At 57.1% G+C, this 12,631-nt stretch carries 15 protein-coding genes and 2 tRNA genes; 8 read left to right on the forward strand and 9 right to left on the reverse strand.

The window, feature by feature from the left end:
* Positions 1-12 precede the first annotated feature (12 nt).
* The 3 genes from flgD to flgB are packed head-to-tail and all read right to left on the reverse strand — an operon-like array spanning position 13 to position 1,603.
* Positions 13-732, reverse strand: coding sequence for a flagellar hook assembly protein FlgD (gene flgD / locus Q7C20_RS13865; RefSeq protein WP_348057230.1), 720 nt, complete (start codon positions 730-732; stop codon positions 13-15).
* 16 nt (positions 733-748) lie between these two features.
* Positions 749-1,192, reverse strand: coding sequence for a flagellar basal body rod protein FlgC (gene flgC / locus Q7C20_RS13870; protein WP_016973698.1), 444 nt, complete (start codon positions 1,190-1,192; stop codon positions 749-751).
* Between the two features lie 3 nt (positions 1,193-1,195).
* A complete protein-coding gene (gene flgB / locus Q7C20_RS13875) occupies positions 1,196-1,603 on the reverse strand; it encodes a flagellar basal body rod protein FlgB (RefSeq protein ID WP_375068032.1) in 408 nt (135 codons plus the stop codon).
* 304 nt (positions 1,604-1,907) lie between these two features.
* On the opposite strand from flgB, the gene Q7C20_RS13880 reads away from it, so the two are divergent.
* A complete protein-coding gene (locus Q7C20_RS13880) occupies positions 1,908-2,693 on the forward strand; it encodes a hypothetical protein (RefSeq protein WP_375068033.1) in 786 nt (261 codons plus the stop codon).
* An 87-nt stretch (positions 2,694-2,780) separates the two neighbouring features.
* Here Q7C20_RS13880 and cheR read toward each other — a convergent pair whose 3' ends face one another.
* Both cheR and Q7C20_RS13890 read right to left on the reverse strand, forming a co-directional pair.
* Positions 2,781-3,608 (reverse strand): protein-glutamate O-methyltransferase CheR, encoded by an 828-nt coding sequence (cheR, locus tag Q7C20_RS13885; RefSeq protein WP_348057223.1) that lies wholly within the window; start codon positions 3,606-3,608, stop codon positions 2,781-2,783.
* 43 nt (positions 3,609-3,651) lie between these two features.
* A complete protein-coding gene (locus Q7C20_RS13890; protein ID WP_348057221.1) occupies positions 3,652-4,584 on the reverse strand; it encodes a chemotaxis protein CheV in 933 nt (310 codons plus the stop codon).
* A gap of 81 nt (positions 4,585-4,665) precedes the next feature.
* On the opposite strand from Q7C20_RS13890, the gene flgA reads away from it, so the two are divergent.
* The 4 genes from flgA to Q7C20_RS13910 all read left to right on the forward strand — a co-directional run bounded on the left by flgA (position 4,666) and on the right by Q7C20_RS13910 (position 7,262).
* Entirely contained in the window at positions 4,666-5,430 is a 765-nt protein-coding gene (flgA, locus tag Q7C20_RS13895; protein WP_375068049.1) for a flagellar basal body P-ring formation chaperone FlgA, read from the forward strand.
* A gap of 141 nt (positions 5,431-5,571) precedes the next feature.
* On the forward strand, positions 5,572-5,898 hold the full coding sequence (flgM, locus tag Q7C20_RS13900) for a flagellar biosynthesis anti-sigma factor FlgM (protein WP_348057219.1): 327 nt from the start codon (positions 5,572-5,574) through the stop codon (positions 5,896-5,898).
* Positions 5,899-5,946: 48 nt separating this feature from the next.
* Entirely contained in the window at positions 5,947-6,417 is a 471-nt protein-coding gene (locus tag Q7C20_RS13905) for a flagellar protein FlgN (RefSeq protein ID WP_375068035.1), read from the forward strand.
* Positions 6,418-6,512: 95 nt separating this feature from the next.
* Positions 6,513-7,262 (forward strand): flagellar regulator YcgR PilZN domain-containing protein, encoded by a 750-nt coding sequence (locus Q7C20_RS13910; protein WP_348057215.1) that lies wholly within the window; start codon positions 6,513-6,515, stop codon positions 7,260-7,262.
* 61 nt (positions 7,263-7,323) lie between these two features.
* Here the strand turns inward: Q7C20_RS13910 and Q7C20_RS13915 are convergent, their stop codons facing one another.
* Positions 7,324-8,712, reverse strand: a complete 1,389-nt coding sequence (locus Q7C20_RS13915) for an MFS transporter (protein WP_348057213.1) — start codon at positions 8,710-8,712, stop codon at positions 7,324-7,326.
* A 268-nt stretch (positions 8,713-8,980) separates the two neighbouring features.
* Positions 8,981-9,057 (reverse strand) — tRNA-Arg (locus tag Q7C20_RS13920).
* A gap of 326 nt (positions 9,058-9,383) precedes the next feature.
* Here Q7C20_RS13920 and Q7C20_RS13925 point away from each other — a divergent pair.
* The 3 genes from Q7C20_RS13925 to Q7C20_RS13935 all read left to right on the forward strand — a co-directional run bounded on the left by Q7C20_RS13925 (position 9,384) and on the right by Q7C20_RS13935 (position 10,516).
* A complete protein-coding gene (locus Q7C20_RS13925) occupies positions 9,384-9,611 on the forward strand; it encodes a hypothetical protein (RefSeq protein WP_348057211.1) in 228 nt (75 codons plus the stop codon).
* Between the two features lie 10 nt (positions 9,612-9,621).
* Positions 9,622-9,801, forward strand: a complete 180-nt coding sequence (locus Q7C20_RS13930) for a PA3371 family protein (RefSeq protein WP_375068038.1) — start codon at positions 9,622-9,624, stop codon at positions 9,799-9,801.
* A 388-nt stretch (positions 9,802-10,189) separates the two neighbouring features.
* Positions 10,190-10,516, forward strand: a complete 327-nt coding sequence (locus Q7C20_RS13935) for an Arc family DNA-binding protein (RefSeq protein WP_003193592.1) — start codon at positions 10,190-10,192, stop codon at positions 10,514-10,516.
* 109 nt (positions 10,517-10,625) lie between these two features.
* Here the strand turns inward: Q7C20_RS13935 and mgtE are convergent, their stop codons facing one another.
* Positions 10,626-12,068: a magnesium transporter gene (gene mgtE, locus Q7C20_RS13940; RefSeq protein ID WP_375068041.1), complete on the reverse strand. Its 1,443-nt coding sequence runs from the start codon at positions 12,066-12,068 to the stop codon at positions 10,626-10,628.
* 338 nt (positions 12,069-12,406) lie between these two features.
* Positions 12,407-12,483, reverse strand: a tRNA-Arg gene (locus Q7C20_RS13945).
* Between the last annotated feature and the right edge of the window lie 148 nt (positions 12,484-12,631).

Raw genomic sequence — 12,631 nt, forward strand, 5'->3', positions numbered from 1 at the left:
AGTTAGCCGGCTCTATGTACCGATAGTCTGAATTTGCGACTGCTTGATGCTGGTGCCGCCGGCCAGGTTGAGCAGCATTTCGCCGCCGGTCTGGCTCAACGTGACACTGACGACTGTCGCCGGCAGAGACGTGGCGAGGGCTACTGAATCGCCCGCATCATTCTTGGTGGTGGCCGTGAAGGTGTAGGTGCCGGCTGGCGCCACCTCACCACTGCTGTTCTTGCCGTCCCAGATAAAGCTGGCGTTACCCGCGCTCTGCTCGCCCATATCGACGGTGCGCACGGTGTTGCCATCCTTGTCAGTGATCTTGACGGAGACGTTGCCCACCGCCGATGGCACTGTCACGGTGCCGGTCATGCTCTTGCTGGTGTCAACCACGGTCTTGTCGGTCTGCGTGATCACCGAACGACCGACCAACGACGACGCTTGCAGGGCTTGCGAAGACGTCGCGTTGGTGGAGATGGCCTTTACGGTATCGTTGAGGTTATTGATGCCCTCAAGGCTACTGAACTGGGCCAACTGGGCCACGAATGCACCGTTGTCCTGAGGCGACAGCGGGTCCTGGTTTTTCAACTGGGTCACCAGCAGTTGCAAGAACGCATCCTTGCCCATCGCCTGGTTGCCAGTGGCGGCATCAGCAATGGTCGATACGTTGGCCGTACTGTCTTTGACCTTGGTGTTGAAAAGGTTCTGGACCGCGGTGTTGGTAGAAGTGGTATCAACAATGGCCATTATTTGGCGCCCCTTATCACTGACCCAGGGTCAGGACCTTCTGCATCATGGTTTTGGCGGTGTTCATCATTTCCGCGTTTGTCTGGAACGAGCGGCTGGCGGAGATCATGTCAGCCATTTCCTCAACCACGTTGACGTTGGGGTAATACACGTAGCCCTTTTCGTTCGCCGCCGGGTGGTTGGGCTCGTAGCGGGCTTCGAGGTTGCTCTGGTCTTCAACCACACCAAGCACCTGCACGCCCTGGCCTGCGGCGTCCTGATTCTGGAACAGCGAATCGCTGCCGCCGCTCTGGCCGCCCTGGAACATGGTGGCAAACACCGGGTGCCGAGCGCGGTACGTCTGGTCAATGCTCGAAGACACGGTCTCGGCGTTGGCGATGTTACTGGCGACGGTGTTCAAGCGCGTGGTCTGCGCGCTCATGCCACTGCCGGCAATATTGAAAACACTGGCTAGGGACATGATTTATTCTCCGCGCAGGGCTGACATCAGCCCTTTGAATTTGCTGTTGAGCAGGGTAAAGCTGGCCTGGAAGTTCACCGAGTTCTCGGCGTAGGCCGATTGCTCCAGCTGGGCGTCGACGGTGTTCTGGTCGATCGATGGCTGCATCGGGGTGCGATACATCAGCGACTCGTCACCACTGCTCAGGCCCTGCGCTTCGATATGACGGTTGTTGGTCATGTTCAAGGCGAAGGTGCCGTTTTTGGTCTTGTCCTGCTGTGCGGCAAGCACGGCAGAGAAGTCCAGATCCCGAGCCTTGTAGTTCGGGGTGTCGGCGTTGGCAATGTTGTTGGCCAGTACTTCAGCACGCTGGGCGCGAAAGCCCAGTGCTTGTTCGTGGATACCGAGCGCTTTATCGAAGCTGATGCTCATGGCGGAAACCTTTAGGCTGACCTGCTTTTCGTAACAAGGTCATAGCAAGGCGCATGCCAGTTTTGCGAAGCCCCCTAACTCAAGGGTTTGCGGGGAGTTCGGCGGTGGCAATGCCAGAAAAGCGGCAATGCGCTTCCGCGTGGCGCCAGTAAAGCGGCAACGGTGATTGCCGCTTTACCGCAAAGGCCTGAGGAGGCTCAGGACGATGACCGCTCGTCCGCGCTGTCAATTCTGACAGTTGCGACGAGTACGCAACTGGATGCCTATTGGGCAGACATCCCCACGCGCCAGGTAGAGGCTAATCATGATCACCGTCCAACCTCTGAGATTTGCAAAACAAGACTCGGCAACGCCCACCCCTAACTTCAACACGAGCCAGGAGCCGGGCGACTTTGTAGAACTGACGTCGAACACTCCCCTCCTGAAGGAGGACTTTGTAGTGGCGGTCATGAGCAGCACCGTAACAGGCGTCACGGGTGGCCAGTTCAACCAAAGCTTTGAAGTGGGCGCAGACAGCCCCTCACTCCAACTGTTTATCCCAAAAAAGCATGTTGTGGCCAACTCGGACAAGGCAGTGCAACTGCAACTGCGCATCACGCGCCAAAAGGTGAGTTCCTCGGCGCCGAATGCAATTGTCACTATTAATAAGGGCGTCGTTGTGGTGCCGACACCTGGCACATCATGGGATTTCAGCAATGGCTTTCAAGGCTGGGTGCCCCAGGGTAGGTACATCGGCGGGGCGGTGAAGATCGACAACGGACGCGTGCTTGCTGAGTTGACCAACAGCCCGCCGGGCGGCTCCCATATCATTACCCGCTCGGTGGACGTGGTCGCTGGACGCACGTACCGTTGCGCCTATCAGGCGAGCACAGACCTGACCGTCGCCGACGGCTCACGCCTGCATATGACGATAAATGGCTTACGTATCGGTCCCATTGCAGCGGTCAACCCAGGCTTCACCATATTTGGCACAGGGGAATACGTCGCATCCAACACAGAGACTGTGAAGATGGGTATTTTCATTGAGGGAGTAACCGGCCGGATTCATCGCCTGTTCCTGGACAATATCCTGATCGAAGAAAAGCCCTGAGCATGGCTGACGAAGCAACGCAGATTACTGACACGCAAAAAAAACGGGAGCCCCCTGCGGAGCTCCCGTTTTCAGTTCAAGCGACTATCACTTGGCCTGGTAAATAATACCCGGGCTGCATTGCACCATCTGGTAGTGATCCGGCAGCCCATTCAATGCTTCGGAAGCACCGAGAAACAGGTAGCCGCCACGTTTGAGCGTGCCGTGAATACGCAGCAGGATGTCTTTCTTCACTTCGGCCGAGAAGTAAATCAGCACGTTGCGGCAGAACACCATGTCGAACTTGCCGAGGCTGGCGTAGCTGTCGAGCAGGTTGAACGAGCGAAATTCCACCCGGTTCTTGATCGGCGCCTTGATTGCCCAGCGCCCTGCCCCTTTTGGGTCGAAGAAGCGTTGCAGGCGTTCAGGAGACAAACCGCGGCCCAGGGCCAGGCTGTCGTACTCGCCGGTTTTGCAATTGGTGAGCATGGTCCCGGAAAGGTCGGTGGCGACAATTTGCGCACCCGCCTTCAACTGGCCCATATTGGTCCGTTCGAACTCGTCGATAGACATCGAGATCGAATACGGCTCCTGCCCCGACGAACAGGCCGCCGACCAGATACGCAGGCGCTGGCCCGGCGCGGCCTTGATCGCCTCGGGCAGCACTTTGTTCTTGAGCACTTCGAATGGGTAGGTATCACGAAACCACAAGGTTTCGTTGGTGGTCATGGCATCGACCACCATTTCCTTTAGCCCGCTGCGCGGCTGGCCCTGGATACGCTGCACCAACTCGCCCAGAGACTTGATACCCTGCTGTTCCATCATTTTGTTGAGACGGCTGGATACTAGGTACTGCTTGTTTTCCCCAAGCAATATGCCACAGGCTTTTTCGAGGAAGACCCGGAACTGTTCGAAATCCAAATTACCCGTAGACAAAGATACCGCCTCTTAAATCGTGTGACCGCCAGGGGAAACGCCCCTAGCCGTGATCTGCTGCTTTGATCCGGTCGACTACCCGGGATGCCAGGTCATCAGGACGGAATTTGGCCAGGAAGTCGTCAGCACCGACCTTCTTGACCATTGCCTGATTGAATACACCCGACAACGAAGTATGCAGGATGATATGCAATTTTTGCATGCGTGGATCGTTGCGTATTTCAGCCGTGAGCGTGTAGCCATCCATTTCCGGCATCTCGATGTCGGAAATCATCATCAGAAATTCCTCTTCCGGCTTCTTGCCTTCGTCTACCAGCTTGCGCAGGTAATCCAGGGCTTGGCGACCGTCATTGAGGGCCACCACGTCAACGCCGACGGTTTGCAGACAACGGGTCACCTGCTTGCGCGCCACCGAAGAATCATCCACCGTCAGTACCCGCAGCGAGATCGCCTTGTGCGCCGTATCGGCATCGACCACGCCCACCGAGATGGTTTCCGAAGTAGGCGCCACTTCAGCGAGGATTTTCTCCACGTCGATGATTTCCACCAACTGGTTATCGACCCGCGTCACCGCCGTGAGGTAGTGATCGCGCCCGGTGCCCTTGGGCGGCGGATGGATCTCTTCCCAATTCATGTTGACGATGCGTTCTACCGAGCGCACCAGGAAACCCTGGGTCTTGGTGTTGTACTCGGTGATGATCACAAACGGGTTCTGGCGGTCCTGCAGACCTGCGGCGCCGGTGGCCAGGGCCAAGTCAAGAATCGGGATGGTCGCGCCGCGAATGTTCGCCACGCCGCACACCACGGGGCTGGATTTGGGCATGATGGTGAGCTTGGGACACTGCAACACTTCTCGCACCTTGAATACGTTGATGCCATACAGCTGTTTGCCGTCCAAACGAAACAGCAGCAACTCCAGGCGGTTCTGCCCTACCAGCTGTGTGCGCTGGTTTACTGAATCCATTACACCTGCCATGCCCAGACTCCTACGCTAAAACCTTTGGGGGTACGACGCATACCCAACACTAAACGGCACGAGCTTTGCTATTTATTGGCTATGGATATTAAAACGACAGTTTCCCGACGCCTTCATTTCCCGAGGTACCGCAGTTTTTTCTGCGTCTCGATGGCATTGCTTGCCTTGGACCTGGGCGCCACGGCCCGAGCAGACAACGTCACCTTGCCTGATCTCCTTATCGGCGTCACCCAAGGCTTTCTTGAGTTCACTGTAGAAGATTATCTGGCAAGCACACAGACGCCTGGGCGATATGAAATCCAGGTCAACCAATTAGACCCGCGCTTGCGCATGCCCATGTGCGACAAGGAATTGACAGCGTCGCTGGAAAGCCCCGCGCAGCCCATCGGCCGCGTTACCGTAAAAGTACGCTGCGAAGGCGCGTCCCCATGGACCGTATTCGTGCCGGCGCAGGTCAAGCTGTTCCGCGATGTGGTGGTGGTGACACGCCCCTTGAAACGTACCGGCATCATTGGCTTCGAGGATGTGGCCCTGCGTGAACGCGACATCAGCCTGATCAACCAGGGTTATCTCACCTCAATGGACCAGGCGATCGGGCAGAAACTTACCCGACCAATGGTCACCGACCAAGTCATTACCCTGGTCCATCTGGAACAGGCCGAGGTGATACGCAAGGGCGATCAAGTAGTGATTTCCGCCAGCAGCGGCGGGTTGAGCGTAAAGATGCCGGGTGAAGCACTGTCCAATGGCGGCATGAGCGAACAGATCAGGGTGAAAAATCTCAACTCCAACCGTGTGATCAAGGCGCAAGTGACTGCACCGGGTCAGGTTGAGGTCGCGTTATAGTTTAGTGGCAGAGGACGCTGGCTTTTTCTACACTGTGCGCCAGACGTCCGCACGTGCAGATTTATTGTAATTCGAGCCTAAAGTTTGTCCGGGTATGGCCGAAAACATGGCAAGCGTCCATATACCCAGAGGTTTTTTATCATGGTCATTGATTTCAGTCGTTTGAATAACTCCCCGGCTTTGTCCGGCAACGCCCGCACTAGCGGGGCCAAGGACGGCGTAGACGCCAAGTCTCAGCCAGCTGCTGCAGCCAAGCCAGAACAGGCCAGCGCCAGTCAGAGTGGAGAATCCGTTCACCTGAGCAATGAGGCTCAACAGTTGCAGAAGGTCACTGACTCGCTGCGCGACCAACCGGTTGTCAACAAAGCCCGTGTGGCCGAGTTGAAACAGGCCGTCGCCGATGGCAGCTATAAAGTCGACAGCAACCGTGTAGCCAGCAAGCTCCTTAACTTCGAAGCCGAGCGCTAGGCAAAGGCCTGCGCAGGGCTTTTGGACGCTTAAAACCCAAGGCCAGCCATGCACCACGACGAACATTTGCTTCAACTGATCATTGATGATCTGGCGCCGACGCAACAGTTGCTCGAGCTGCTTAAAGAAGAATCCCTGGCCCTCTATGGTCGGGACATGCGCTTGCTGGAAGAAATCCTGGCGCGCAAACAGTCGCTGATCGTGTTGCTGGAACAGCACGGCAGAAAGCGCAGTGAGATTCTCATCAGCCTCGGGCTGCCGGCCGATCACGCTGGCCTCGCTCAACTGGCCAGCCACTCCTCGGTCGGCGATCAATTGCTGACTCAAAGCACTGCACTCAATTCTTTGCTCGCACAGTGCCAGGAAGCCAACCTGCTTAACGGCCAGTCGATCCAGCTGCAGCAAGCCACGACCGCCAACCAGTTACGTATACTCCACGGCGGAGAGCCTCCGGCTCTTTATAACGCCCAAGGCTCCACTTCACGCCTGGTCAAGCCAAGCACCCGCAGCCAAGCCTGACGCCGGTTTACCGCGCACCTATCCAAGGCGCGCCACATACTGGCAAAATGCCGGTTCTTGCGTGTAGTCGTATTTTGTCTGGAGATGGAAGAACCGTGTTCAACGCCCCTAATGCGGAAGATGCCCCGCAGCCACCCAAAGTACTCTCCACACCTCTGGAAATCGCCGGCACATTGCGGATGCTGCAAGAAAGCCATGATCCCTTGATCATCACTTTCCACGAACGCAGCCAGCGCTTTCAAAGCTACTTGGTGGACGTTGACCGGGACAGCAAGACGCTGGTACTGGACGAAATGGTCCCGCGTGACGGTGAACGCCACCTTGAGAGTGGCGAACCGTTCCGTATCGAAGGCTTCCATGATGGCGTGCGAATCGCCTGGGAAAGCAACGGCACCTTGACCATCAGCGAAAAAGACGGCCACCGAATCTACACCGGCAGCATGCCCGACGAGGTGGTTTACCATCAGCGTCGCAATGCCTTTCGCGCAGCGCTTAAGCTGGCGCAACTGGTCGGCATCGAAATGGGTGGCGAGAAGCTCAAGGCACCGGTCAGCGGCAAGCTGCTGGATATTTCCGCCACCGGCTGCAAATTGCGTTTTGAAGGCGACATCTCCGAGCGCCTGCAACTGGGCCAGATCTACGACCGTTTCATCGCGGCCCTGCCCTTCGGCAGCATGACCACCTCCGTCGAACTGCGTCACCTGCACTTCGAAGACAAGATCAACACGACGTTTGCCGGCGTGCGCTTCCACAACATGAGCGGCCTGGTGCAGCGCCAAGTGGAACGCTTTGTGTACCAGTTGCAACGTGACGCGCGGCGCTTTGACAAGGACGACGATTTTTAAGCTTTAAAGACAGCGTCAAAAAAAACGGGCAGACCCTGATGGGGTCTGCCCGTTTTTGCATTCAGGGGCGCGCCCTGCTCAAGTCGTGAGGATGTTCGTCTGGCCCCAGAGGCTCGGGCGGCCCTTCGAAAGGTGGCTCATCATCTGCCGGTGACGGCGGATCGGTTTCAGGCGCCGGGTCCGGGACAGGATCCAGCATCTGCTCCTGCACGACCGCCTCGTCGACGCGCGGGTCGAGGCAAGCCACCAATGGCGAGCTGGACATGCTGTCGGGCATCGCCACGTGGTGCAAGGGCGCATCGTCCACCTGGTGCAGGTTGGTTACCGCTTTCGGCCGGATACGCCACACAAGAATGGCCGCACACAGGCTGAAAAACGCGTACAGCATATGGCTGCCAAACAGCTTCATCGCCACACCCGCCAACAGCGGGCCGATGCTCGCACCCACGCCGTACGTCACCAGCAGCATGGCTGTGAGCGACACCCGGCGATCACCTTCCACATGATCGTTGGAAAATGCGACCGCCAATGGGTACAGGCAGAACTGCACCAGCGAACACAGGAAGCCGGCCACGAACAGCACTTCCAACGGCACGTGGGTCATGATCGCCAAGGGCAATGCAGCCACCGCCAGGCACAAGGCAAAACAACGAATCAACAGGGCACGGTCATAACGGTCCGACAGCCAGCCCAAAGGCCACTGCACCAGCAAACCGGCAAAAATACAGCAGCCCATGAACAGGCCGACCTGCTCAGTAGTCAGCCCTTGTTGGGATGCATACAACGGCGCCAAGCCGTAGAACGAGCCGACGATCACACCAGCGCCCAACACGGTGCTCAACGACTGCGGCACGCGCTTTATAAAGAAGCGCGGCTCCATCGGCGCAGGGTGCAAAGGTGCCGGGTGAATACGTTGGGTCATCGCCACCGGCACCAGGCACAGGGCGAAGCACAATGCGACCAGCATCAGCAGTTCAAGGCCCAGCTCGGGGTGCATCACCAGGATCAGTTGACCCAGCACCAGCCCCAGGTAAGACGCAATCATGTAGCCGCTGAACACCACACCACGCTGCTTGGCTTCCGCCTGCTCATTGAGCCAGCTCTCGATGACCATGTACTGGCACATCATCCCCAGGCCGACGATTATCCGCAGCACGATCCAGGCTGGCAGCCAGTTGATCAGCCCATGGCCCAACACCGCCGCACCGACGATCCCGGCGCAGGTGGCGTAAGCCCGGATATGCCCGACCCGGGCAATCAGGCGATGCCCGATCTTGCCGCCCAGCACCAGGCCAAAGTAGTTGGCCGCCATCAGCGCACCCACCCACAGGCTGTCGACATGGTCGGCTGCGAGGCGCAAAGCCAGGTAGGTACTCAGCAGGCCAGAGCCGATCAGCATCATCAAGGAGGCGAAATAAAGGGCTCGAAAAGGTTTCCAGATTTGGCGCATCGGCGTTCCGAGCGGCTCCTTGCAGTGAGAGACAGGGCTATCAAATGATAGTCCCGGGTTGCCGGTTCCGGACAGGCGGTACGCACTGTTTCCGGGGGAATATTTTGCTTACGTGCTCAGACGCTGTCTGGCCACCTGCGAGGTACACCGATTGAGATAAAAACCTCCGCCCCTGCTGAGAACCTCGATCACCGGCAAGGTTCGACCGATGTTTAAAAGACAGGCACAAAAAAGCCCCGCCGGAACATCCTGAGCGGGGCTTTGGATCTGGTGTCCCAGGGCCGGTTCGAACGGCCAACCTTCCCCTTAGGAGGGGGATGCTCTATCCAATTGAGCTACTGGGACAAATGACAGCCGTGGCGCCAAGGGCGCGGCGACAGACGGCGTGCATGTTAACGGCCAGGGTCGGTTTTGTCATGTCGTCCGTTGGCTTTTTGAGTGTAGGCCGATCCTTGTTTGAGCGACCCCTGCCGCGCACCGCAAATACGGGGGATTGCGGCTATCGTGCAAATTGCACTCCCCCAAAATGCCAGCATTGCAAATTGCAACCTTTCAGGGCGTTGAAGTAGGCTTAACCTATTGATTTTATTGGAAAAACAGATTGGCACGAGACCTGCAATACTTCTCCTACTAAACCACACAAGCCACGGCGTTAAGCGGAGAACATAACCATGAACAGTGCCCTTTTGTTAGCGCTTAACGCTATTGCCCTGGCGGCACTTGTCACGTTTCATTTCCAATCGACCGGCAGTGATGATCCCGCGCAGATCAGCCAGGCGGTGCCGCACCATTTGCAGCAACGTCCGCAATTGGCGGTGATGACGCCGAACGCTCAATCGCCGGTACGCCTGACTCAAGGCGCGCAAACTGCGCCTGCTTCTGAACACTGGGTGTTCTAAGGAATTGCTCATGTCCAAATCCGCCTGTTTCTTTTTATGCCTGACTATTGCCACAGGCATCGCAGGGATGAACACCAGTGCGCAAGCCGGGCAAACCACAGCATTTGTGGTTTCAGGCATCTCTGCCAGCCTTCTGCTGCTGACGCTCATCATGGGTCGCCGCATTAAATTCGACCCGGTTTTACGCTGAACCCCCTCCTCCCCGCCCTACCTTACGTCGCCTCGCACTCGTAAATCGGCAAATTGCCACTAGTCTAAAGATTGAGGGCAAAAGGCCACATTGCGCTACGATGTGCGGCCATTTACCCCGTTGCGCCTGGATTTGCCCGAACATCACGTTCGGGTGATTGCTTGTAAAAAAATTTCAAACCAGTCCGCAAAAATGCAAATGAGTGCTGGCATAAAGCCTTTAGGCAGTTCAATATTTGTCACAGAATTGACGCCAAGTAACTGTCAAATCTGAGGCATGATGCGTCCTCTTTGCAATTAGGGTTGAACTTTGGTCGTGAGCCTTGTCTTAACACTCATCCTTGCGGCCAATTCCAAAAACCGCTCCCCTGAACTAACCGGTTAAATATATGCGCCCATTGAAACAGGCAATTTATTCCAGCCGTACGGCTGACAAGTTCGTCGTACGTCTGCCAGACGGAATGCGGGAACGCATTGCCGAGGTGGCTCGCAATCATCATCGCAGCATGAACTCCGAAATCATCGCGCGCCTGGAGCAGAGCCTCATTCAGGAAGGTGCGTTGGGCGAAGAGTTAAGCATGCGCCTGGACAGCCCTGAGCTGTCGCTGCACGAACGCGAACTGCTGCAGCGTTTTCGTCAGCTCTCCCACCGTCAGCAAAATGCCCTTGTCTCGCTTATCGCGCACGACGTAGAGGCGGCCGCAGAAGCCAATTGATCTGCAACTGAAAGCCGAAGCCAGCCATGTGCTGGCTTTTTTTTGCGTGGAATTTAACAGTTGCCCAGGACGGGCGGGTGTGGGAGCGGGCTTGCCCGCTCCCACCTGGTCAGAGCAGGAAGATGGTTGCCAGACCCAGGAAGATGAAGAAGCCGCCGCTGTCAGTCATGGCGGTAATCATCACACTGGCGCCCATCGCCGGGTCGCGACCAAGGCGCGCCAGGGTCATGGGGATCAACACCCCCATCAGCGCCGCGAGTAACAGGTTAAGGGTCATGGCGGCTGTCATCACCACCCCCAGCGACCAACTGCCATAGAGCAAATAGGCGACCACACCGATTACCCCGCCCCAGACCACGCCATTGATCAGCGCGACCGCCAGCTCCTTGCGCATGAGTCGCGAAGAATTGGCGGTACTGACCTGATCGAGCGCCATGGCACGCACAATCATGGTGATCGTCTGGTTACCGGAGTTGCCACCGATACCGGCCACAATCGGCATCAATGCCGCGAGCGCCACCAGCTTCTCGATCGAGCCCTCAAATAGCCCGATGACCCGCGACGCGATGAACGCGGTAATCAGGTTGACGGCCAGCCAGGCCCAACGGTTACGCAATGAGCGCCATACCGAAGCAAAGATATCTTCCTCTTCACGCAGACCGGCCATGTTGAGGACTTCGGTTTCACTCTCCTCACGAATCAGGTCGACCATTTCATCAATGGTCAAACGGCCAATAAGCTTGCCGTTCTTGTCGACCACCGGCGCCGAGATCAAGTCATAACGCTCGAACGCCTGGGCGGCGTCATAGGCATCTTCGTCCGGATGGAAGCTCACCGTGTCGCTGGCCATCAGGTCCGCAACGCGCTTGTCCGGATCGTTGACCAGCAAACGCTTGATCGGCAACACGCCCTTAAGAATGCCTTCATAGTCGACAACAAACAGCTTGTCGGTGTGCCCAGGCAGCTCTTTGAGGCGACGCAGGTAACGCAATACCACTTCCAGGCTGACGTCTTCGCGAATGGTGACCATCTCGAAGTCCATCAGTGCGCCGACCTGATCCTCGTCATAGGACAGTGCGGAGCGCACACGCTCACGCTGCTGGCTATCGAGGGCCTCCATCAGCTCATGGACAACATCGCGGGGCAGCTCAGGGGCCAGGTCAGCCAGTTCGTCGGCGTCCATCTCCCGGGCGGCAGCCAAGAGCTCGTGATCGTCCATGTCGGCGATCAAGGTTTCTCGGACCGAGTCGGATACTTCGAGGAGAATATCGCCGTCGCGGTCAGCCTTGACCAACTGCCAAAGGGTCAGTCGATCGTCCAGTGGCAAGGCTTCAAGAATGTAAGCGACGTCGGCGGAGTGCAGGTCATCAAGCTTGCGCTGCAACTCGACGAGGTTTTGCCGGTGAACCAGGTTTTCGACGCGGTCGTGGTTCGGACCTTCCTGGCGATGCGTGAGGTCTTCGACCACGCGCTGGCGCTGCAGCAGCTCGATGACTTGAGCCAGACGATCCTGCAGGCTTTCTTGTGTTTTCTTTACTTCTACTTCGGTCATAGGCGAACTCCACTCCCAGCAGCGGGTACGCCGGAAGGATCAATCAGTCAATTCATGATTGGAAAAACGGGGTACTAAGTAACTACTGGGTAAGTCCATGGAGGTATTCCACAAGCCCCGGCGGGGCTGACGGGCGCAATGATACACGCTGCGTGCGCTTTTAACGCTAAAAAACTGGAAAGAACAAGCGCTTGCGAGCCAAAGCTGAGCAGTGGCTGCCTCTATGAACTGCGACGACGCAGCCGATGAGGAAAACACATCGAGTCAAGGAATAAGCCGAAATCCTACACAAACCCCAGACGGCAAAAAGCCCGCACTAGGCGGGCTTTTTGTTTGTATGGTGCACTCGACAGGATTCGAACCTGTGACCGCTCGGTTCGTAGCCGAGTACTCTATCCAGCTGAGCTACGAGTGCAGAGTGTGTTTTTAGACCAGATCACAACTGGTTGAAGCCGAATCACCTGCATTGCTGCAACTGACTCTTAAATGGTGCACTCGACAGGATTCGAACCTGTGACCGCTCGGTTCGTAGCCGAGTACTCTATCCAGCTGAGCTACGAGTG

It is taken from the genome of Pseudomonas sp. AMR01, assembly GCF_041946035.1.
GTDB classification, from domain to species: domain Bacteria; phylum Pseudomonadota; class Gammaproteobacteria; order Pseudomonadales; family Pseudomonadaceae; genus Aquipseudomonas; species Aquipseudomonas antarctica_B.